The 23412-nt window shown below is 38.1% G+C and carries 19 protein-coding genes; 10 read left to right on the top strand and 9 right to left on the bottom strand.

Annotated elements, in window-relative coordinates:
* Positions 1-115 precede the first annotated feature (115 nt).
* The 7 genes from POV27_RS09325 to POV27_RS09290 all read left to right on the top strand — a co-directional run bounded on the left by POV27_RS09325 (position 116) and on the right by POV27_RS09290 (position 12147).
* Positions 116-2110: a serine hydrolase gene (locus POV27_RS09325; protein WP_272862482.1), complete on the top strand. Its 1995-nt coding sequence runs from the start codon at positions 116-118 to the stop codon at positions 2108-2110.
* 649 nt (positions 2111-2759) lie between these two features.
* Positions 2760-5204 (top strand): sensor histidine kinase, encoded by a 2445-nt coding sequence (locus tag POV27_RS09315; RefSeq protein WP_272862481.1) that lies wholly within the window; start codon positions 2760-2762, stop codon positions 5202-5204.
* Positions 5194-5871 (top strand): hypothetical protein, encoded by a 678-nt coding sequence (locus POV27_RS09310; RefSeq protein WP_272862480.1) that lies wholly within the window; start codon positions 5194-5196, stop codon positions 5869-5871. Before POV27_RS09315 ends, POV27_RS09310 begins: the two co-directional genes overlap by 11 nt.
* The gene (locus tag POV27_RS09305; protein WP_272862479.1) at positions 5868-6497 is read left to right on the top strand and encodes an HNH endonuclease; all 630 of its coding nucleotides are present in this window, start codon (positions 5868-5870) and stop codon (positions 6495-6497) included. Before POV27_RS09310 ends, POV27_RS09305 begins: the two co-directional genes overlap by 4 nt.
* A gap of 7 nt (positions 6498-6504) precedes the next feature.
* Entirely contained in the window at positions 6505-8229 is a 1725-nt protein-coding gene (locus POV27_RS09300; RefSeq protein WP_272862478.1) for an Eco57I restriction-modification methylase domain-containing protein, read from the top strand.
* A gap of 242 nt (positions 8230-8471) precedes the next feature.
* Positions 8472-10982, top strand: a complete 2511-nt coding sequence (locus POV27_RS09295; RefSeq protein ID WP_272862477.1) for a T9SS type A sorting domain-containing protein — start codon at positions 8472-8474, stop codon at positions 10980-10982.
* Between the two features lie 82 nt (positions 10983-11064).
* Positions 11065-12147 (top strand): adenylate/guanylate cyclase domain-containing protein, encoded by a 1083-nt coding sequence (locus tag POV27_RS09290; RefSeq protein WP_272862476.1) that lies wholly within the window; start codon positions 11065-11067, stop codon positions 12145-12147.
* A 12-nt stretch (positions 12148-12159) separates the two neighbouring features.
* On the opposite strand, the gene POV27_RS09285 is transcribed toward POV27_RS09290, so the two are convergent.
* The 7 genes from POV27_RS09285 to POV27_RS09255 all read right to left on the bottom strand — a co-directional run bounded on the left by POV27_RS09285 (position 12160) and on the right by POV27_RS09255 (position 19625).
* Positions 12160-12813: a class I SAM-dependent methyltransferase gene (locus POV27_RS09285; RefSeq protein WP_272862475.1), complete on the bottom strand. Its 654-nt coding sequence runs from the start codon at positions 12811-12813 to the stop codon at positions 12160-12162.
* A 106-nt stretch (positions 12814-12919) separates the two neighbouring features.
* Positions 12920-13315 (bottom strand): hypothetical protein, encoded by a 396-nt coding sequence (locus POV27_RS09280; protein WP_272862474.1) that lies wholly within the window; start codon positions 13313-13315, stop codon positions 12920-12922.
* Positions 13316-13330: 15 nt separating this feature from the next.
* The gene (locus POV27_RS09275; protein ID WP_272862473.1) at positions 13331-13975 is read right to left on the bottom strand and encodes a hypothetical protein; all 645 of its coding nucleotides are present in this window, start codon (positions 13973-13975) and stop codon (positions 13331-13333) included.
* A 353-nt stretch (positions 13976-14328) separates the two neighbouring features.
* Positions 14329-15027 carry a DUF6090 family protein gene (locus POV27_RS09270; RefSeq protein ID WP_272862472.1) on the bottom strand — a complete coding sequence of 233 codons (699 nt, stop codon included), beginning with the start codon at positions 15025-15027 and terminating at the stop codon, positions 14329-14331.
* A 92-nt stretch (positions 15028-15119) separates the two neighbouring features.
* On the bottom strand, positions 15120-16214 hold the full coding sequence (locus tag POV27_RS09265; protein WP_272862471.1) for a T9SS type A sorting domain-containing protein: 1095 nt from the start codon (positions 16212-16214) through the stop codon (positions 15120-15122).
* A gap of 397 nt (positions 16215-16611) precedes the next feature.
* Positions 16612-17073 carry a hypothetical protein gene (locus POV27_RS09260; protein WP_272862470.1) on the bottom strand — a complete coding sequence of 154 codons (462 nt, stop codon included), beginning with the start codon at positions 17071-17073 and terminating at the stop codon, positions 16612-16614.
* Positions 17074-17309: 236 nt separating this feature from the next.
* Complete coding sequence (locus tag POV27_RS09255; protein WP_272862469.1) at positions 17310-19625, bottom strand: Ig-like domain-containing protein; 2316 nt, start codon at positions 19623-19625, stop codon at positions 17310-17312.
* Between the two features lie 112 nt (positions 19626-19737).
* On the opposite strand from POV27_RS09255, the gene POV27_RS09250 reads away from it, so the two are divergent.
* Complete coding sequence (locus POV27_RS09250) at positions 19738-20895, top strand: multidrug effflux MFS transporter (protein ID WP_419179938.1); 1158 nt, start codon at positions 19738-19740, stop codon at positions 20893-20895.
* Here POV27_RS09250 and POV27_RS09245 read toward each other — a convergent pair whose 3' ends face one another.
* Positions 20896-21360 carry a Dabb family protein gene (locus POV27_RS09245; RefSeq protein ID WP_272862467.1) on the bottom strand — a complete coding sequence of 155 codons (465 nt, stop codon included), beginning with the start codon at positions 21358-21360 and terminating at the stop codon, positions 20896-20898.
* A 498-nt stretch (positions 21361-21858) separates the two neighbouring features.
* On the opposite strand from POV27_RS09245, the gene POV27_RS09240 reads away from it, so the two are divergent.
* Together POV27_RS09240 and POV27_RS09235 are read left to right on the top strand one after the other, a co-directional pair.
* Positions 21859-22602, top strand: a complete 744-nt coding sequence (locus POV27_RS09240; RefSeq protein ID WP_272862466.1) for a ThuA domain-containing protein — start codon at positions 21859-21861, stop codon at positions 22600-22602.
* Between the two features lie 17 nt (positions 22603-22619).
* Positions 22620-23135, top strand: coding sequence for a YceI family protein (locus tag POV27_RS09235; protein ID WP_272862465.1), 516 nt, complete (start codon positions 22620-22622; stop codon positions 23133-23135).
* A gap of 60 nt (positions 23136-23195) precedes the next feature.
* Here the strand turns inward: POV27_RS09235 and POV27_RS09230 are convergent, their stop codons facing one another.
* Positions 23196-23342 carry a hypothetical protein gene (locus POV27_RS09230; protein WP_272862464.1) on the bottom strand — a complete coding sequence of 49 codons (147 nt, stop codon included), beginning with the start codon at positions 23340-23342 and terminating at the stop codon, positions 23196-23198.
* Between the last annotated feature and the right edge of the window lie 70 nt (positions 23343-23412).

Raw genomic sequence — 23412 nt, 5'->3', positions numbered from 1 at the left:
AGGCCTATATCCATGATGAAGTGATTTCATCATTTAAACGCCATGCTTATCCTGTTTACCATTTCTGGTCGGGTTTATCCAATACTTTTATCGTGTATTTATAAATAATGAAACGATGAAAAGCTTAACCAAAGGTCTACTATTACTTCTTCTTATACTAACAAATAATGCCTTTGCACAGGAAAATAGTGTAAAGGAAATTGTATCACCTGTAGTAGGATCTTCTTTAGAATCACCACAAATTCGGGTAGTCCCCATAAAGGACACAAAAACAGAAAGAAACTATGAACTGTATATAGAGTTGCCAGGAGATTATGCTGAAAACCCTACTAAAAGGTATCCTGTCCTTTATTATACAGATGCTAAGTGGCATCTTGAAGTACTATCTACCTGTCAGGAATTCATTATTGAAGATGTGATTCTAGTTGGAATTTCGTATCAATTAGACATCGATGAAGACTTAAAAAAAGAAGTAGGAGCGCATGTGAGTAGGTTTCGGGATTATTCGATAAGAGAACACAGCAATCCGGAAGTTCAAGCAAAATTTCAATTAGGACAGGCCCATAAGCATCTCGATTTTGTTCGCAATGATGTTATTACCTATGTGGACAAAACCTACCGCACGGACCCAAACAGTCGCACGTATTTCGGATACTCACTGAGTGGGGAATTTGGTGCGTATATTCTAATGAAGCAACCGGATACCTTTAACAACTACATTATTGGCAGTCCAACGGTTAGGGGAGAAGTCGATATGTTAACCGAAATGAATACTCAATTTGGGCCTTATGAGGCCTCAAATAAGAACTCGAGTCTAAATGCCAATGTTTTTATTGCCTATGGCTCATTGGAAGAAGAGAGAGTGGTTGCGCCTATGGAATCGTTCATCAAATTATTAAACGATCGAAGAGATCTTGGTTTATCCGTGTATAAAGAAGTGATCGATGGGAACCATAGTACTGCATTTCCTGCAACAGCCGTTCGCAGCGCAGCCTGGTTGTCGTCTATATTGAACCCGGTTTCAAGCCTTGGCAATGAGACCTCATTCTGGTCGACTCCGCGACTCAATAAGGCATTTGTCACGACCACTCCAGAGGACAGAAAAGATGGAATAATGGTTGATACTTTAGCGGTGAGTAGCGAAGACCAAAACGCAATCAAAAAGGTCTCGCAAGAGATTTTTGACGGCAAATATGGTCATTACGATGCGTTACTTATTTCACATAAGAACCAATTGGTATATGAATCCTATTACAACAAGGGGCGTGTCAATGTGCCGCATGGGCAAGCCTCCGCAGTAAAGGGGTATACCAGTTTGGTATTGGGACGGGCTATTGAGATGGGATATTTAAGTATGGACGATCTCCACAAGCCTTTGACTCATTTCTTGAAAGATGTAGACCCTAAGAAATTCACCAAAGGATACGAAAAAATCACACTTCACAAGGCATTAACCATGCAAGGTGGATTGACGATCGACAGGGAACAATGGAAAGAAATTGAAAATGATTCCGTTCGTTTGAAAGGGCAGGGGCTGGTGCAGACGCTTTTGGAACGTAGCGAGCCTATTACCGATGAGACGCAGACTTATTTGTACGGAAATTTTAATCCCATGTTGGTGATGACGGTAATTGATGCTGTAGTGCCGGGATCGGCTGAGGCCTTCATTAAAAATGAGCTACTAGATCCTCTTGGTATTACCGATTATGAATGGTCCAAACATGTAAGTGGGCTACCGCAGGCAGGGTGGATGGTAAAAATGAAATCTCGTGACATGCTAAAATTAGGGCATTTGGTACAAAACAGGGGAAAATTAAACGGAGAACAGTTTATTTCTGCTGCCTATCTGGAAGAAGCTACCCGCGGGATTGTACGGCCTGCCATAGATTGGATGCCCAAGAATTATTTATATGGATATTTTTGGTACTACACACCAGTAACCGTTGGTAACAAAAGCTATGATATGACACTGGCCTGGGGAGGTGGTAGCCAGCGGGTTATGGTTGTAGAAGAACTTGATTTAACCATTGTCATTATGGGTTATGACCGGGACGATGACAAGATCATGAAACCCATTTTTGAAACCGTCGTTCCTGCATTTGCTAAATAGTAATCGGTTCTTTCTAAGCTAACATAACTTAGGCAAAATTTGTGATAACCCCGAGCTTGTCCTGGGGTTGTTTTTTTGATCTTTTCGTTGTTAACACACCCTTATGTTTATTTGCAAGTTGTTAGGGTTATGGCACTCAGTACGACACATCAAAGCGATTCAGTATAATGTCGAATTATGATATAATGCAGTTTGTATTATAATGCTCTTGCGCTAATGCAACCTGAGCTTTGGATAAAAGTGAAAGTTTGCACTAAAGTTTTTTCGGAAAATTTTTATCCCTTCGGATTCTTTAACAAAGTAAGGCAAGACTCTTTTCCTTAACGACGTAGGGGGAAGGGGAATAGGTGTGGAATGTATAAGTCAGGTAATGATTTAATTTTATCTCAAAACATGATATAAAATTAAATGATTATGCTATTTTTATTATTGAACTTGATTAGTATGATAAATCGCATTAAAGAGGTATTTGGAGAGAAAGGTTTAAAACAAGTTTGGTTCGCAGAAAAGTTAAAAAAGAGTTAGAATATGGTTAATTCTTATGTCCAAAATAGAAGACCGCCAAGTCTTGAAGATTTGAATCTCATTACTGATATTTTGAACATAGATATTAAAGATTTAATTGTTTCTAATAAAGCACAATATAATAATGGCTAAAGTACAGTTTAAAGTATCTGCAAGAGCTGGAAAATTGATGGGGCGAGAAAATTTCTCGAATCCAAGTGGAGCTATTATAGAATTGGTGAAAAATTCCTACGATGCAGATGCTAAGCAGTGCATTGTTATTTTTGATATTGAAACAAAGAGTGAAACTAAAGTTGACGAAATAAAGCACCATCATCCTATTAAAGAGAAAAGCTTCATATACATTATTGATAATGGAGAGGGCATGACCGAAAAGGTAATAAAAAACCATTGGATGAAGATTGGTACAGGCAATAAAGAAAAGGACTATATATCTGACGCAAAAAGAACTAAAACTGGAGCAAAAGGAATCGGAAGATTTGCGCTGGACAGGCTTGGATTTGAAACAGAAATGTGGACACTATCTAAAAAATCAGAGGATAAAACCGGCTCTTATTGGAAAATGGATTGGAATCAATTTGATCAATCCGATAAGTCAATATCAGAGATTGAAGCTGAACTTGAGACTGTGAAAATTGATTTGAAAGCTAAGATTCGAGAATTAACTAAAAGTAATATTTCGGCAGATGAGTTACTCAAAAAATTAAGTTTTCAAAATGGTACAATAATTAAAATATCAAAATTAAAAGATGATTGGTTTGATGATGACATTTCTTCTGTATTCAATAGTCTAGAGGCATTAATTCCGCCAAAAGAGTTGGAGATACCTTTTGAGGTATTTTTCAAGCATTTCCAAATGCCAAAAAAATATGGTAAGGTAGAAACAGCTTTTTTTAATGATTTTGATTATAAATTAAAGGCTTCTTATGATTCAAAAGAGTTAAAAGTTGATTTTGAAATAACGAGAAACGAAATTGACATTAGTAAATTAAAGAAACAATTTCCTGATGTTTATAAAGGACAGAAAAAACCCTATGATCTAAAGACAATAGAAAAAAGGACGTTTAAATATTCAAAGTCAATAGATAAAGTATTGAAATGGAAGCTAAATTATGATAAAAGAAAATTACTAAGAGATGTAGGTAGTTTTGAATTAACATTTTACTATTTAAAATTTTCAAATTCCGTTAAAGAAGGATATCCATTTAAAACTGTCATTGCAAGTGAACGAAGATCAACATTAAATAGGTTCGGTGGTGTTAAAATCTACCGTGATTCTTTTAGAGTTAGGCCTTATGGAGATCCTACTAACGATTGGTTGAGATTAGGGGCTAGAGTTGCGCAAAGTCCTGCTGGTGCTGGTCAAAGAATAGGAGATTGGAGAGTCAGACCTGAGCAGACTGCTGGGATTATTTCTATTACAAGAAAAAACAATCCATTATTAATTGATAAATCTGATAGAGGTTCCCTACAGGAAAATGATGCTTTTGAAACATTTAAAAAAATCATTGTTAATGTAATCCATGAGTTCGAGTATGATAGAACTAAAGTACTAAATCCTCTTTTTCTTAAAATAAAAAAGGATAAGGAAACTAAGAAAGAGAGAGAGCTTAACGAAAAAGCAAAAGAAATGGCTTTGGAAATGATAGAACAGAGAAAGGAGGTAGAAGAATTATTTTATGGAAAAAAAATAGCAAATTTATTTGAAAATGAAAGGATAAATCAGGAAAGGAAAACATATGAAGAAGTTTTCAGACGAATTCTTGAAGCTTTAGAAAAGGAAAGAGATCAAAAGGAAAATCAAGAGATAGTTCAAATTAGGTCATTAGCCAGTTTAGGCCTAGTAGTATCTTCATTTGCCCATGAACTTAAAGAAATAAAGGATAATGCTGTCGAAGTAAAGGACTTAAAAAAAATATTTAGAGAAATTGTTGCTAAAGATAAAAAGTCATCCGAAGAATATAATGACGGTGTTGACATTATAGATTTGTTGATTGAAAACTCCGATAAAGTAATTCATTGGGTAGATTATGCCTTAACAGCTATAAGAAAAGATAAAAGGAAGAGAGCAAAGTTCGAATTTTCTCCTTTCCTAAAATCATTAGAATTATCCTGGGCCAGAATATTTAAGAAAAAAGGCATAAGTCTAAATATTATAGATCAATTGGAAAAGGTTGATTACAATTTTAGGGCTTTCGAAATGGATATGTCAACAATATTTACCAATTTAATTAATAATTCAATTGATTCTTTTGACAATTTGACCAAATCTCAGGAGCGAAATATACAAATTGAGATTGGTATTAAAGGTGAATTTATTGAGATTATTTATTCAGATAATGGAGTTGGCCTAGATAAAATCTTTGAAGATGATCAGGATGAAATATTTCTCCCATTCACAACATCAAAAAAAGATCGGAAAGGTAAAGAAATTGGGACAGGTCTTGGAATGTATCTTGTCAAATCTGTTGTAGATGACAATAATGGAACAATTAATATATTGGATGCTGAAATGGGGTTTTCGGTTTTGATATCCTTCCCAATACGTAAAAAGAAACATGGAAAATAAGCTTAAGTTCGGATATATTGATGAGGATGAGCATCAAGTAAGAAAGTACAAACGTAGATTTCGTGAATTCGGAATTGAAATTATAGGTTATGATTTTTTTGAAGGAATGACTTTGCATCAATTAATGGAGCAAGTTTACAATTCCGATATCGATTTATTATTAATCGATTATAAATTGGACGAATCAAATAAAGTTTTCTTTAATGGAGAAGAAGTAGAAAAAGAAATATATGATAAAAGACCTTTGTTCCCTTGTATAATTTTTACAAATAAAAGGGATGATGCTGAGAACTATGTTGAAGATTTGAAGATAATTTTTAGTAAAGATGAAATCCCAAGTAAAGAGGATGAAGAATATGATAGGAATAGAACAGAGCGTTTTATTAAGATCTTAATTAGTAGTGTAGTTCGTTATAAAGGTCGTATTGATAATAGAAAAAATAGGATATCAGAAATATTAAAAAAAGGAGAAGAAAAAGGTCTAAACATAGTTGATGAAGATAATTTGATTAAGCTACAGAGAGAACTTGGTGATCTTGATAAAACTAAAAGAAATGAGGTTCCAGAGAAGTTAATTTCTTCGGAAAAATTAGAAGATCTTTCTGAAACCAGGAAAAAGGCAGAAGATTTCTTGAAATCTCTGATTAAAAAGAACAAAGAAAAGTGAAGGTAAGAGAGAAGCTTCCTAAAAGGCGAGAGAATCCCACAAAAGTTCCGAAGAAGGGAAAATGGTCACAGCACAAACCGGATTTAAGGGAAGATTTTCACTGTCATTGTGGTTATTGTGGTTCCTATGATGGATATAGACATACTTGGTATGAAGTTGATCATTTTATTCCGAAGTCCCTCTTTGAACCATTAGGTCAAATTTCTACAGAAGAATATTCAAACCTAGTTTATTCATGCAAGTTTTGTAATAACAACAAATTATCAAAGTGGCCATCAGGGGATGTAAATATTCCTAATTACAAGAATGAGGGATTCATCGATCCTTGTAATTCGGATTATGATAATCATCTTTACAGAATGAATAACGGCAGTATCATGTGGAAGACCGAATTAGGTAAGTGGATGTGGAATACAGCATTTAAGTTTGATGAACGAAATTATGCCATAAAACTTCTTTGGGAAGTCAATCAACTACGAAAACTAATTTTCGCTTATTCTGAGCAACTATCAAAAATGGACGAACAATCGAATGATTATAGGGCATTAGAAGAAAAAGCCAAAGATTTAAGTTTTAAATATGTTCTGATTCATAAAGACTTAATGGATTATTACAATAGTTTATAGTGCTATAATGTCTAACAAAAAAAATACTGGTTCATATTATACTCCAAAAATTCTTTCTGATTTTTTGACAAAGCATATTACTCAAAATTACTTAGAGGAAACCAATATTTCTATTTTAGAGCCAAGTTCTGGAGATGGCCGGTTTATTTCTTCTTTATTAGATAATATTAGTTTAAATTCTAATCATAATTTAAGTATTGACTTACTGGATATAAATAAAGAGGAATTAAATAAAGCTTTGGATCTAATACCTAGATCAGGGAAAATTCAAGCTAAAGCGTATTGTAAAAATTATTTAAAGTTTTTTTTAGAAAAACATAAAAAATATTCTTTAATCATTGGAAATCCACCTTATGTAAAAAGAAAGAATCTTCAAGAAGCACAAGTTAAAAGTTGTGATGAAGTCCATGAAAAATTTAGAGATTCGAATGATCTAATAACTTCGAAGGGAAAAGTTAATAACATTTGGATTGCCTTCGTTGAAGCTGCAATAATGAGTTTAAATCGGAATGGTATTCTCTGTTTCGTTATTCCTTCTGAAGTTTTACAGGTTAAATATGCAAAAGAATTAAGAGCTATAATTGTTAATGAATTTGATAGAGTAGAGGTTTTCGCTTTCAATGAATTGATCTTTGAAGGAATCCAACAAGATGTAGTTGCATTAATAGGAATTAAAGGAATCGATAATACTAAAGAGCATGGATTTTCTTTTTATCAAGTGGATGAATTAGAAGACTTGAAAGAACCAAGGTTTACAGAAAAGCATAGCAATATTCATCGAACTACATTAGATAAATGGACAAATTATATTTTAACGGATGAAGAGTTAAATTTTATTGATGGTTATCAAAAAGCATTTCGTTCCATTAAATATTATTCAGCTACTGCTCAAGTTGGAATTGTGTCAGCTGCGAATGATTATTTTATAGTAAATGATGAAACACTAATTAATTACAAACTCAATAGACTTAAAAATATAGTAAAGCCAATATTACCTAAAGGATATGTTGTGCCCAATCTAGTTTCTTTTTGTCATTTGGATTTCGCTAAGTTGAAAAATGAAAACAAGAATGTAAACTTCTTACACTTCCCAAATCAACCAAAGAAAAGATTTGGTAAAATAGCAAATCAATACTTTTACAAGGGAGAGGAAGAAAGAGAAGATGGTAAAGGGGAACTTCACAAAAGATATAAAATGCAAAAACGGGAACACTGGTATAATGTTCCTTCCGTATGGGCTTCTGAAGGTATGTTTATTAAAAGAAGTCATCTCTACCCAAAAATATTTGTAAATGAATCTGAGGCTTTGGCTACAGATTCATTTTATCGAATAAATGCTAAAGATGAATATGATATAAGGAAAATTGTATTTTCCTTTTATAATTCTTTAACCTTTGTTTTAGCTGAATTGGAAGGAAGGTTTTATGGAGGAGGAGTTCTAGAATTAACCCCTAATGAGTTTAAGAATTTAGCGATCCCATATTCAGATAAAATTTCAGAGCAACAGTTCTCAAAATTGGATACCATGTTCAGAAATGATGAGGATATAGAAAGTATTTTAAAGTACACTAATTCTATTTTACTTCCCGGTTATGATGTAAATAAGTTGGAAGAAATAAGAAAAGTACTGGTCAATAGGAGAATTAAAAAGGTGGAGACCGATAGCCAAGAGCCAAATTTTGGAGACCCAAAAATGAATAACAATGAGGTGTATGTGGAAATCGCAGTATAACCCAAGAAGTCGCCATAATACTGGGAATTGGGTAAGCACTTATTGTTCTATAATTTACATTATGTAAAATAGACTTTTTCACAATCCCCTGCTCATATCAGATTTTCGGTATTTCACAGTTCCATTCTAGCCGCTCGTGTATCCTTCCCTATTACGAATCCAAAAATTTCTTACCTTTAAGTAAAAAGAAACCAACCATCTCTTACTCAGATGATATCCGCGTAAGAGAAAAAAATACCGCTATGATTCATTCTAAATTCCTGTGTGCGCTTGCCGTACTTCTACTATTTCCATTTACCACATTTTCACAAACCGACTTCGAAAAAAATCAACTCACATCTCCAGATTACCTAATCGATGGTCCTAGGGATATAAAAACCTATGATATGGATGGAGATGGCGATCTAGATTATCTTATAACCGCCGAGGGTTATAGTACCATACGATGGCTAGAAAACCATGGTAATGGTCAAATTATAGCTGTTCATAGCATAGACAGACAGCATGTTGGCGAAAGCGTTGGCGCTGCGGACCTTGACGGGGACAATGATCTCGATGTTTACAGCTTGGTTAGTACCGATTTTGAAAGCCAGAGAGTTTATATCTGGGAAAATATGGACGGACAAGGTACTTTTGGGGATGCGCAACAATTAGTTTTTAGAAGCTCAAGGGGAAATGATATTGTGGCCGCAGACATTGATGAAGATGGCGACATGGATCTCGTAGCAGATATTGGCGAAGATCCCAATGATTTTTTATGGCTAGAAAATACTGACGGAACCGGAACTTCTTGGACCCCTAGGGATATTATAGAACAAGAAGAAGGTTTCTACTTCGATTCCCGCTTTGCGGTTCGCGATGCCGACTATGACGGTCACCTAGACATTGTAACTGCCTTTGATGATGATGGGTTTTTTGGTGTACGCATATTTAAGGGTGATGGTTCTGGAAATTTTGACTCCGGCACTATGATCCTTTCTTCCAATACCCGTGTACGCATCGTTAGGCTCGAAGATTTTAATGGCGATGGTTTTGATGATCTTTTCTACTTTTCTTCAAGCTTTGACGATGGAGGTTTATTTTGGTTAGCGAATGACGGCAATGGTAATTTTAGTGCCCCCACCGAGATAGAATCACAGTTTTCAGTAATTGATGAACTTCAAATAAACGATTTGGATGACGATGGCGATTTAGATATTCTTCATACCACCTGGGAAACATCTCAAATCTATCAAATTATAAATACCGATGGAAATGGCACCTTTAGTAGTCCTGAACTCTTCGATCAACTAGACTCGGAAAACGCTCCATACCACCTTGCCATTAGTGATATGGATAACAATGGCTTTTTAGATGTTGTCAATACATTTTTTGATGGCGGTACGAGCGGCGTTTTGAGGTCCGATATAAACTTATATAGAAACAATGGCACCGCTTTCGAAGACCCCCAAAGTTTGGTTCTGGAAACCACAGAAACAACGGATGTAGCTTGGGTAGACCTTGATGGAGATGGAGATGAGGATATTATTGGGGTATCTGAAGCCAGCAGCGTATTCTATATGGAGCATTTAGATGGCAATGGAACTTTTGCAGCGGCCTCTTACATTGAAAGTACCCCTTCCCCATCCAAGGTTTTTGCTGCAGATCTCGATGCAGACAATGATTTAGATCTCGTGGTTAGCTCTTATGACAATGATCGCATTGGATATATTCTCAATACAGACGGGCAAGGCACCATGGGGGATTTCGTAGAACTAGATGATAACGTGCGTGCTTTTCATCGCATGGTACCCATGGATATTGAAGGCGATGGAGATTTAGATATTCTAAGCTTATCCGATAACAACCCTGTAGAAATGATATATTTTGAAAACCTTGACGGACAGGGCAATTTTAGTGAAAGTCAAATTATAAGGGAGGTTCCCTTTGGTGTTTTTAGGGTTAAGACATTCGACTATGACAATGATACCGATCTGGATATAATGTATGTAGACCGTGGTGAAGATGATCTGTATGTAATGGAAAATTTGGGCCAAGGGGATTTTGCCGCACCCTCCTTATTACTAACAGGTTCCATAATCTGGGGGCTTGACGTATGGGATATGGTAGATATGGATGGCGACGGAATTAAGGATTTAATAGCAACAAGAACTGTTTACGGAACCCCTCCCTCCCTATTTTGGGTGAAACACCTTGATGCCGATGGTACTTTTGAATCCGATAGAAGGCCCATTTCAGAACCGGGCGACTATTGGATAGAGGTCGACTTTAAGGTCGAAGATATTGATGTGGATGGGGATCTGGACATAGTCTTCTTGAAAAAATATTATCTGAGTTGGTATGAAAATACAGACGGGAATGGAACCTTTGGTCCTATTCAAAATGTGGCTTGGGGAGATGAATATAGCGCCTTGGATGTTAGGGACGTTACCGGCGACGCTCGACCCGATGTAGTTACTGCAGCGTATCTAAGCGGTGAGGTCTCTTGGTTTAGAAATCTTGATTTCTTGGGTGTTGAGGATGCATCCTTCATCAATCTTTCCTTTTACCCCAACCCTACCCGTGACATGGTTTCTTTTAACTCCCAGAGCGGAATTATGCGTATAGATTTGAGTAATACGCAAGGACAGTTTATAGGCACCTGGGAGAACCAAACCAACATTGACCTAAGTAAATTATCGGCTGGACTCTATTTGGCTAAAATTCATTTTGACAATGGAACCACGCAGGTGAAAAAGATCTTGAAATACTAGAAATAAAGGAATATGAGTCAATCTCTCCATTTCCTTCTAGATAATTAAATCGTAACTTGAAGCCATATTTGATTTTGGTGAAATGTATAAGTCATTAAAAGAATACGGCAAGCAAGTCATCCGATCCATGGTGTTCTGGTGCATCGCACTGGTACTGTATTCCATATTCCGGTTTTATGGGCTTTCAGAATTCCAAGGCGTTAGTGTAAACAGCGATTTTCAGGAGATTTTACAAATGCCACACATTTTAAGATTGTTCACATTTTCCGGACTCCTTATGGGGTTTCTCTTTGCCCATATCGAATATTTTTTCGAGAAATATGCCTCTAAGCGATTGTCAATAGGATTCTTAATTCTTTTTAAAACATTCTTATACCTGTTTACGATTACCGCAGTCTCTCAATTGGTTCGATCCCTCATTCAATTGAGATTCGGAATCGATGTGGATAACACCGCAGGTCCTTTGTGGGAAGATGAAGTTTTTATGTCCACACTGCTATATGTACTATTGGTTTCTATCGTATTCTCCTTCATTAAAATTGCCAATGAGAAATTCGGGAAAGGCGTTTTCCTTAAAATGCTCCTAGGTCGTTATAAAAAACCTCAGGAAGAGAAACGCATCTTTATGTTTCTAGATCTACAATCTTCTACCACCATAGCCGAAAAGCTGGGGCATTTTAAATACAGTCAGCTCATTCAGGACTGTTTTTACGATCTTAATGAAATTGTACCCAAATACGCTGCAGAAATCTATCAATATGTGGGCGATGAAGCGGTATTAAGCTGGCCGTATGCAAAAGGGCTGGCCAATAACAACTGCGTACAGATGTACTTTGAGTTTGCTGCTTTTTTGGCAAGTAAAGCTGCATATTACAATGAAAAATATGGCCTAACTCCCCTATTTAAGGCGGGTTTGCATGGTGGAACCTTAATGGTGGCCGAAGTCGGTGTTGTGAAAAAAGAATTGGCCTTTCACGGGGATGTCATCAATACGTCGGCAAGAATTCAGGCAGAATGCAATACCTATGAAGTTCCCATATTAATTTCAGAAAGCCTTAAGGACCAGTTGAGTATGCAAAACAATTTTGTAGCCAAACATATGGGCAACGTACTGCTAAAAGGAAAAGAAAACAAAGTGAATATCTACACCCTGATGCATTCCTGAAACGTAGCAAACTTAGGTTTTTCTGCCTATCAGCATCCATATCACCTTGTCGGTATCATTTTCCCAATCGCCCAGATCATTGTTTTCGTAGATAACCCGGAAACCGGCATCCCGTAATTCTTCAGTCACATATTCAGTTCCCAAACTATGGGCATTGGTTTGCGCATCCCGTGACTTTCCTATAATGCGTGTCTTGAGTTTTTCTACAATGACAATCTTTCCGTTGGGTTTTAACGAACTGTAGACATGATCTAAAATGGTCCTATAATCGTCCATTTCATGATAGGTATCCATGATGATGACCACATCCAACGCATTTCGAGGTAGTTTAGGATCGTCGTAGTCACCCAGAATGACTTCAACATTACGCAACTTTCTGTCTTGTAGATTCTCACGTAACGTTTCCAAGCGGTCTTCCCTAACATCTACCGCATAAATTTTACCGGAGTCCCCTACTCTTCTGGCAAGATGCACACTTAAATATCCTTCATGACAACCAATGTCTGCTACATAGCTGCCTTTTTCAATTCCAACCTGATCAAAAATAAAATTGACATCCATCCAAGTATCACGATCCTCCCATTCGCTTTCAACATATTGACAGATCCCGGAAGACGATATGAAAAGTGCCATAATCAAGACAGAAAATCGAAGAAAATAGTTCATTGCGAATCATTTAGCAGGAAACATCATTAAAGATATTCTGCTTTAGAAGTAACAAATAGCCAATTAACTATTATTTAACGGGAAGTACTATGGACTCTATGGACTCCTACAGTCCGAATAAGTCAGCCATATAGAGGCTTACCCACTTTGGAGCAGGTCTCAAATAATCGGCATCTGCGATAGCAATGGCTTTTAAGGCATCGGCACGCTTCTCTAATAAAGGTTGTCCGTCCAAGAAATGAAATTGTTCTAAATGATCTTCCCAAATATCGTAGGTCTGAAATATCAAGGATGATCCTGGACTCACGGGTTGCATCACTACACCATACGTCATAGGCCAACTATAGATGTCTAGAATTGGTACTTTTCGTATAGTGAACATTTTATATGTATAACCTCCACTTCCATCATCTATGGCTACAAACACACTTCCATCCGGTCCAAAACCATAGGTAAATTGGGCCGTGGCATCTCTACTATCTATAAAAGTGGCTATTTGCATGTTGTGATTATTAGATTACTGTTTTGCCAATTTATATGTTGGACAGGGTAAATGGTCGTTTACCTTGGCTTTATTGAATGCCATTATTTCCATATGCCTATCTAACACAGGTTTATTCGGATCGTCCATAATACCATCTGCATGGTCTGGTGGTAAGTCACTTTCTTTTTTACCTGGATAATGCTTTTCATTCAAATATTCATCTTCCAATCCGAGCATATGACATACTTCATGCACCACTCCTCCTATCTTGCCCGTAGTTCCAAAATCACCATCCTCCAAATACCAATTGGTCATATTGCTTCCCTTATCCTCACCTTCATGTACAGTTACTTCCTGATCATCGGTCCACGTCCATGAAGTTACAAACTTAACCCGAACTCGGATATCGATACCATCTTTACATTGTTCGCAGCGCTGAGGATCTACAGGTACCAACTTCCATTTGTTATTAAAGGCTTTGGCAACAGCCTCAGACCAGGCCTTGACATATTTGTCTTTTTTTGCTTGTTTGAAACTCGAAGGAAAGGTTAGTTGTACTTTAGGCCGGAAAGTAACTCTGCATTTGTCTGGATGATATGTGACTACAAAAGAATAGTTCCAGGCAATATCCCCAAACTTTGCTTTAATTCTACCAGAAGCATTCCAACGCTCCGCCATATTCAGATTATTTTCTATAAATATAGCTGATTACCAAATACATATAATAGTTGTTTCCCTCTTTTTTATGGAGTGTTTTCCCCTATCCTTGAGATCATAAAACAGAAAACCATTCTGGAGGGGCTATCCAGAATGGTTCTTGCAACAATACCAAAACATCTTGTTGGGATTAAACAAATACAGGTTAAGCTCTCATAGGGAAATGTTTCTTTTTAGGGACACACTCTTTTAGGTGTGTTTACTTTATGTTTCATTTAGCATAACAACTTTGCTGCTTTTACTACTAAAACAACCTCGGACAGAAAAATCCCGATAGACCCTAAAAAATACTTGTAAAATTATTCCTACAGACCCTACTCTGCTTCTTGAAGTATTCCTTCCAAAGCACCGATATGTTCCCGGATTCTCCCTTGAAAATTATTCAGTTCTTGACTGTAGGCGAATACATTCAACAGCTCAGCATAGGCCACACGATTCCGAAAATCGGCACTCTTGGTAAAATAATTTTCACAGTCGGCATTGCATTCCCTTCTGCTTACATAACCTGCGAACCATTCGTGTTTATCACGAAGTTCGGCCATGTTGTGTTTCAGATTGTCTACAATGGTCTGTTCGAGTAAGTCGAGGATATTGTCGAAATGCTTGTAATCGGTATCAATAGCATATAAGCGTACCGAAATGGAATCCTCCGTCAGTACCGATCGCTCCAGCAAATTAATCACCTTCGGATTCATATTTGTGACCGTAAACTGTGTCATTGCCAATTGAGGACATCGCGGACAATCTTCAATAGGATCCTCCGGAGCTGTTTCCCGAAGGATCTTATCGTATAGGACTTGTGTACGCTTTTGCCCCTGAAGCACTTTATGAATATTCAAGGAATCCTGAACCATTTGTTGTAAGATGGAATGCGCCAGCTCCCTCCTATCAACTTTGGCTTTACGGGTTTCATTCCAATTGTTGATATTCACGGCAATGAGAATGCCAATAACCACCAAAATGATTTCCCCTATGGCGTAGGCTAGATATTTTTTAATTCGGTTAGATTTCAAATACTTTGAACGTTGACGGTTGAAGAGTTTCACTCCATCAAATTACAAAAATTCGAAAAACCTATTCAATCTACCTTTCTATGACCACTCTCCTAGCGCTTCACAAAACGGGTCGTCACTGTCTTGGCCCCATTGAATGCTTGTACAAAGTATAATCCGGCTGACAATGCAGATACATCTATTTCATCTTGGTCTTTACGCACATTCATAACCAAACGACCACTGGCATTATATACCTTGACATCCTGTAAAGGCTCTAAAGAACTTATATACAACCTATTGAAAGCTGGATTTGGATACAGGATGATGGCCAGAGCATCCTTTTTACCGATCCCAAAGGTGCAATTCTCGCTGTAGAAAGCCGTATCGTCTATGCACCAACCCGTATTGGCATCGGTATTACATTCGGGATAAATGGCGGTTTCATCATCTACCTGAATGCAGGTTAAGTTTGGATTGCCAAAAGCCAGCATGCTCACAATATTGACATTGGCTCCATTGGCTAGATTTAAACCAGTTAGATTGTTATCCCTACACGAGAAATTTAAAAGGTTTGGATTCTGCGAAACATCTAGATGTACGAGTTCATTCATCCAACAATACAATCCCGTAAGGTTCGGGTTTTGGGTTAAGAGACTCGTCATGCCATTAGCCGCACAGGTTACAATGTCCAATTCGGGATTTTGTGTTATGTCCAACGAGGCAATATTGTTGGCACCACAAGAAAGCCTAGTTAGGTTCGGATTCTGGGAGGTGTCTAAACTGGTTAGGTTATTGGAAGCACACCACAATTGCTCCAGATTTGGATTTTGAGTAACATCTAAATTGGTAAGTTCATTAGAGGCACAAAGCAAAAACGTGAGTGCTGGGTTCTGACTTACATCCAATACGGTTAACTGATTGAAATCACAAAACAAGACCTCAATGTTTGTGAAACTGGCGATGCCTTCCAGTGAAGCAATGTTCTGAAAGTCCACATAGAGTTTTATAACCGCTTCTGCTTCCGACACCTGTATTTCGTTATCATCGTTGGTATCGGCATCACTATCGGGTATATCGTCCCCGTTGGTATCTACGCAGTCTGTATTAATAAGTGCATTTTTAAAATTGGCATCTGGTATATCTACAATTTGTGCATTCAATACAGCACTGGACGCCAAAAACAAAAGAAAGTATAGCTTTTTCATTGGTAATTTTTTTTTGGTTAATGTTAGATTTTAAAAAACGTCGACAGTACAATATTACATACGCCCAATATAAAATGGAAAGATCAACAGGCCCGCTTTATAAAGACAGACCTATTGATTATTAACTGTTTAGTGGAGTATTGATTCCTTATGCTTTCAAATCAGCACAACTATGTTTTTGATTAAAACCCCTGTGAATACAATGATATTTGCAAAGAGTTTCATTGCAATGCATTCCCATGGTTTATAAATTCTTGGTTCCCGTAAATACATTGCCGTCGTTATTCTGCCAAAGCATTGTATCGCTAACGGATAGGTATCCATTACATATTCATAATCAATAATCCAGAGGTATGCCGAAGAAAGGTCCTCTCTCTATAAAATTCTATGAGTTAGGTTACTCGTTGTTTCGTTTATCCGCATCAGGGTCGACACGTTTCCAAATCTTCCAGTTACGGATCACGTCTGACTGTTTCTGCAGTTCTTTGTTTCCGTCGAGAACAATTTTAAATTCCTCATCCAACATCAACGCTTTCTCCGAAGCTCTTGGGCAATTGGCCAAATCCTTTTCCAAGCCCTGTTTAAGTCGTTCCAACTTTCTAATATGGTCTTGTTGTTCGGCCATTTGAGAATCGAAAGCCATGATTTCATCCTTGTACTTTGCAATCGCTTGCTCCAATTCTTCGGCCTGCTCCTCTCCTACTTTTAGTTCGATACCGAACAAGGAAACTTCATTGGCTTTGCTCAATAATTCTTTAAACTCGGTCTTAAATAGGAACATGGCTACCAAAGCCAATAACGCCCAGATTAGGGTTTTGTAAGGAAAACTTTTCGATTTTGTTTCTTCAGATGTGCTCATAATTATTGGATTAATGGGGTTTAGACCCGAAAATTACGATTATTTACACCACTGATCCACAGGATTTTCCTTCTTTTTCTTAGGTGATTATTCCTATTTTGATCGGTAGGCGATAGTCGGTAGACAATGGAATCAAAGTGTTGGGTTGAATCGTTTAACTGTGGAGTAGAATCTCTTCTCTTCACCTTTCACCTTTCACCCTTCACCCTTCACTCTTCATCCTTCACTCCTCACACCTACCGTTTCACCAATGTACGTTTCGCAATACTGGTATCTAAAATGAATTCAACAAAGTAGACCCCATTGGGAAGTTGTTGCACGTCTACTTGTATAACGTCTTCGTTTCGATTGAAATCAATTGGGTTCTGCTTTCTTCCAAGTACATCATAAAGTACAATTTGCAGTACCGTTTTATCTGAAGTATTTACCACACTAAATGTGCCTGATGTTGGATTAGGATACACATATAGATTAGTAGGAGTGACAATTTCGTCAGCCACATTCAAGGTTGGAATAATGGTAATGCTTACCTCTGCTTCATTGGACACCCCGCCTTCATCATCCTGAACCGTGTACCGAAAGCTATCGGTAGTCGTATCGCTATCATCATGGGTATATGTGATATTCCCACCAGTTAAAATAGTAACCGAACCATTCACCGTGGATTGTGTAATGGTAATAGAATCAGTATCCAGACTCCCATCAGGATCAGTATCGTTTGCCAGAATATTGAAGGTGATACTCTCTCCTTGATTCACTTCAAAAGCATCGTCATTGGCCTGGGGCAACTGATTCACGGGCATGATGGTAACAGAAACCGTTGCTACATTGGAGCTCGCTCCTTCGTTATCCATGACCGTATAGCTAAAACTGTCGCTAGTTGTGCTGCTTCCGTCATGGGTATAGGTGATGGAACCACTCGATACTGATAAAGTACCATGTATAGGTTGGGATACAATTTCAATAGAATTTTCATCCAGCGCACCATCACTATCGCTATCATTCTGTAGCACAGTAATATCCACACTATCACCTTGATCTACAGTTGCAGTATCATCCTGGGCTACGGGCGGAAAATTATCTGGATTGGGAATGGGGTTGTTGAAAAACTTAATGATATCCGCATTCGAGCTAAAAGCTTCTACAATAGAAATATCGAATTGATTGAAAACCTCCAGATTAAACTCGAAAAAGCCAGCCTGTATCAGATTACCGCCATGATCAAAATGTATTCCCCTTCCCTCTTGGTCTCCTCCACCTCGTATGCCTATTCCACTGTTTATAGTTCCATCAGCATTGTATGCCACTATATAACCATCGTCATTGTCAGAATACAATGTGGTATAAATGCCCACAGGATCGGGATCCCAGTCTGTATTCGTACTTACCTTACCAGTTATGTAAATAAGGTCATTTTCGTCAATTTCCAAGTCTCTTCCAAAACTAAATCCAGCTCCTAAAGGAAAGGACCATTGATGTTGTAAAGTCGGCGAATGTTTTGATAAATGAATGCTAAAAATACCGGTTGCGTCATGATATACGGTAGAAGCTGGATCAGGATCCATATCAAAATCAACTTCTCCCGCAAAATGTCCAGTAATGTATATGTTATTGTTGCTATCGGTCTTTATTGCCTTTACCTCGGGAATACTAGCGCTATTGATTCCACCAGTGATACCCGCGGTGATAAAATCACCGTCGGATGTTAACTTCGTAATAAAAACATCCCGCGTTCCTCCTGTAGAGGCCAAAATAAATTCTTCAGGGCCAAAATCGAAGTCCCCACTCCCATCCAAAGTACCCGATGCTATTACATTAGAATCACCATCTGTAGTTATAGCGCTTCCAACGCATTGACCACAAGAAATATTCTGAGCCCAAACAAAATCACCTTGGGAGTCTAATTTTAATATAAAAGCATTGTCAAAAGATAAAGCAGTAAGAATGAATTCTTCAGGACCAAAATCGAAATCTACGGAATTCCTAAAATACCCCGTACACAAAAAATTGCCCTGTGCATCCACCGTCATTTCATTGAATCGCTGACTGTGATCCCCTTCCAAATTTTTAACCCATACAAAATTTCCATTCACATCCAATTTCAATAAAAACCCATTGGTCCAACCATCTGCATTTGCCAGGTTGTATGCAACATCCGGATCCGGATTAAAATCCGCTGTTCCTTCGTAATAGCCTGCTATGTATACGTTACCCGAAGCATCCGTCGCAATGGTTTCTGAAAGATCTTCGAAAGCTCCCCCTACCTGTTTAGCCCAAATAAAGTTTCCATCCTTATCATTTTTCATAATAAAAACATCGAGTTCACCTACAGCAGTCAGGATGACCTCCTCAGTAGGATCTGGGTCGGCATCCATCGTATCTGTGAAATAACCCACGGTATAAATATTTCCGAAAATATCGGAAGTCACATCTGTAAAGCCCTCGAAACCTTCTTGTCCGTAATGATGTACCCAATTGAAATCATCCAATTCAATTTGTGCATGGCACACGATGGAAAGCAATATTAATGATACTGTGGCCCTTATCTTCATACCTCTCAATTTGTTGTTAAAGATAATCATAATCACATGCCTGTTGCCCAAAGTTCATTTACCTTTGTGGAGATTCTTGAAAAAACATTCCCAAATAGAATTTGTCGCCCTAATGGCCTCGCTGATGTCGGTCGTAGCACTCGCAGTAGATGCATTACTTCCTGCTTTGGATGTCATCGGAATTGCTATTGGCACCCAACAAACGGTCGATAACCAATTGCTCATCATCATGATCTTTTTGGGGCTTGGAATCGGTCCCCTGCTTTTTGGCCCAATGTCGGATAGTGTAGGGAGAAAACCCTCTGTTTATCTAGGTTTTGTAGTATTCCTTATCGCTAGTGCCGTTTGTGTCTATGCAGAAAGTTTGGAAGTTATGGTGGCCGGGCGTATCCTTCAAGGCATTGGTCTTTCCGCCCCGCGAACCATCTGTATCGCGATTATTCGGGATTTGTATTCTGGGGATTATATGGCTCGCATTATGTCCTTTGTTACTGTTGTCTTCCTATTGGTGCCCATCATTGCACCGGCCCTTGGGAAATGGATATTAGATCATTATAACTGGGAAACCATATTCTACGTACAAGCCGTAATTAGTATCGTTATCGCCATATGGTTCTGGTTGCGACAGCGGGAGACCCTGGCGGTAGAAAAAAGGATTCCATTCACTTTTTCCAGGCTTAGTTTGGGATTGAAGGAAATTATTCAACACCGTCAAACCATGGGGTATACGATTATATCCGGTTTCGTCGTAGGTTCCTTTATGGTATATCTAAGTGCTTCACAGCAAATATTCGACTTGCAATACGGCCTTAAGGAAGAGTTTCCCTACATATTTGCTGGACTGGCCATTGCCATTGGAGCTGCCATTTCTTTGAACGGTATTCTGGTAGTGAAACTGGGAATGGAAAAATTGGTAACCACTTCCCTCTTGGCCTTCTTTGCCATCTCACTCGCATATATCGCTCTATTTTATACGGGTAATAACCCAAATATTATCGTTCTATTGATCTTTTTCGGACTTCAATTCTTCGCTATTGGATTCTTATTCGGGAACCTGCGCGCATTGGCTATGGAACCCGTGGGCCATATTGCCGGAATTGCTGCAGCCATCACAGGGCTTATCTCCACCTTAATGGCAGTGCCTATTAGTACTTATATCGGAAGGTTTTTGGAGTCTTCTACCCTACCGGTTTTTATCGGTTTCGCAGCCTGTTCGGGAATTTCTACCGTAGTGCTTTTCGCTATTAAAAGGAAAAAAGCCGCCGTCTGATTATCTCAGATTCTCAGAATCGTATACCACCACCTTATTCCATAAATGTGATGACTCTTCTACGAATTGAACATGTACAGGTTCTACCTGATACAGATCTTGCTCCTCTTTGTTTTTAAAGGTAAGTACAATACTGAAAGTGAAACTATCATCCACTACATCGCGATCTGACAGGGCTGGCGCTCCCACATGACTGGAAACTACATATTCGGAAGCATCTAAAAATTTATATAACGAAGCAAGAAAGGCTTCCCGGTCTTCTTCATTATCCGGTTGTTTCAGCCATATGTAGACATTGTGAGCAAAGCTTCCGTAACAGGGTCCATTGTCCGATTCGACAGTTTCCGGGGATTCGCCATTTCTAAGGGTCACCGTACCGGTATCCGACGTTACGGGTTGTTTTTCCTCTGGGGATTTGCAACTGAAAAGAATCAAAAGACTAAGGGAAAGGAAAATGTATTTCATGAGATCTACGATTGACTAATTTGTTATTGACGGGTGATTATTTATGATTGAATATTTCTTATTTATAATTTACTGCTAACTGCTAACTGCTAACTGCTAACTGCTAACTGCTACTGTACACTGCAACTGCTAACTGCTACTGTGCACTGCATACTAATGACTCCTCGATACATTCTCTTTCGCTTCGATGCTCTCCGCTTCATAGAACACTCGGAGTCCCACTACTCATTGCTACTGCGCACTGATTATTCAACAGTTAAACAAATAAACCCATTAACCTTGAACCCAGAACATTCCATCCTTCCACAAGCTCAGGATGACAGGTCGCACTGTCAACTGCTACTGTTCACTGATTATTCAACGGCTAAACGATTAAGCAACTCAACATCCCAACCTTCCTACATTCGAACCCAGAACCAGAAAACCTTGAACTCGGAACTCGCAAACCCAAAAACCGCTTTCCAAATTTAGTACATTTGTTTAGCAACACCATCGTTAATGAAAAATATACTTGTTCTAGTAGTTCTCCTCTTCAGTTTTACCCAAGTTTCCTGTGCGGATAGTACCAAAAAACCGCGTATTCTGGTTTTTAGCAAGACCGAAGGTTATCGCCATGAGTCCATTCCCGATGGAATTAAAGCATTCCAATCGTTAGGACAACAGCACGACTTCATTGTAGATGCTACCGAAGACGCCACCAAGTTTACAGATGAAAACCTGAAACAATACGTTGCCATTGTCTTTTTGAATACTACGGGAGATGTTTTAAACGAATCCCAACAACAAGCATTTACACACTATATGAGAAATGGTGGTGGATTCATAGGCATTCATGCAGCTACAGACACCGAATACGATTGGCCCTGGTATGGCAAGATGGTAGGCGCCTATTTCGAATCGCACCCAGATCAACAAAAAGCCACCCTTAACAGTGATAATCTTATCCATCCAGCAACACGATGGATACCGAAAGTCTACGAACACTTCGATGAATGGTATAATTTTAAGAACGTACAACCCGATCTAGACATTCTTGTTACTGTAGATGAGTCAACCTATCACGGTGGAAAGCATGGAACACAACATCCCATTTCATGGTCTCAAATTTACGATGGCGGACGGGTGTTTTATACCGCATTAGGGCATACCAAGGAGTCCTATAAAAACAAGTACGTTTTAACCCATATACTCGGCGGATTGGAATGGGTCATTGGAGATAGAAATGTTAGCTTTTTTGAATAATTCCGACGTATCACACTATGAGAACCTTTGTTTATTTCCTTTTTATCTTACTGACTTCCAACCTCATCGGACAAACAATTTCGATCAAAGAATCCGAAGCACAAGTTTCTTTTGTTTTCTTGGATGAAGATGTACAAGGAAGCATCGAGGGTTTCACTTTTACAGGAAATATTGATCTGAATGCTTTGGAAAGTTCCGTCATTTCAGGATCTGTGATTACGAAGACTTTAGATACCAATAATTGGTTGCGCAGTCGACACTTACGGTCCAAAAAATTCTTTCATGCCAAGGAACATCCTACCCTCGATTTCAAAAGTGAGCAGATCACTGGCACAAATGAATCGTTCCAAGTAAAAGGCACATTAACCATAAAGGGAATCACTCAAGAAGTGACGTGGAAATTTGCAAACGGGGGAAATCATCTTATTGGGACAACCCACATAAACACTCACGATTTCGAGATTGAAGTGTACAAGGAAAGAGAACGAAACGAAGTAGATATATCGATCACCCTTCCCTACTCCCGCCAATAAAATTCCATAAAAAAAGGCACACCAAGTGCACCTACATCTGTTATATAAAACAAGGCAGTATTACTCTTGCTCGTTCTTCACCAGCACCAATTCGCCATTTTCATTCAGTACCAACTTATCATTTTTAGAGCTACGTCTAAAATTGAATGATCTTCTGTAGCGGGATTGGAAATCTGCATGCGTTTTTTTCTTGGGTCTTTTCGTCATAACTCATCAGAATTTATTTCGAAATTAAATACTAAACGATTAATTTTAAAACTTTTTAGAAAAAAATTGT

Origin of the sequence: Aureisphaera galaxeae, assembly GCF_028561275.1 — a bacterium.
Lineage (GTDB): Bacteria > Bacteroidota > Bacteroidia > Flavobacteriales > Flavobacteriaceae > Aureisphaera > Aureisphaera galaxeae.
Note: the sequence above shows the minus strand (reverse complement) of the source record. Positions and strands in the feature narration are given on the sequence as shown.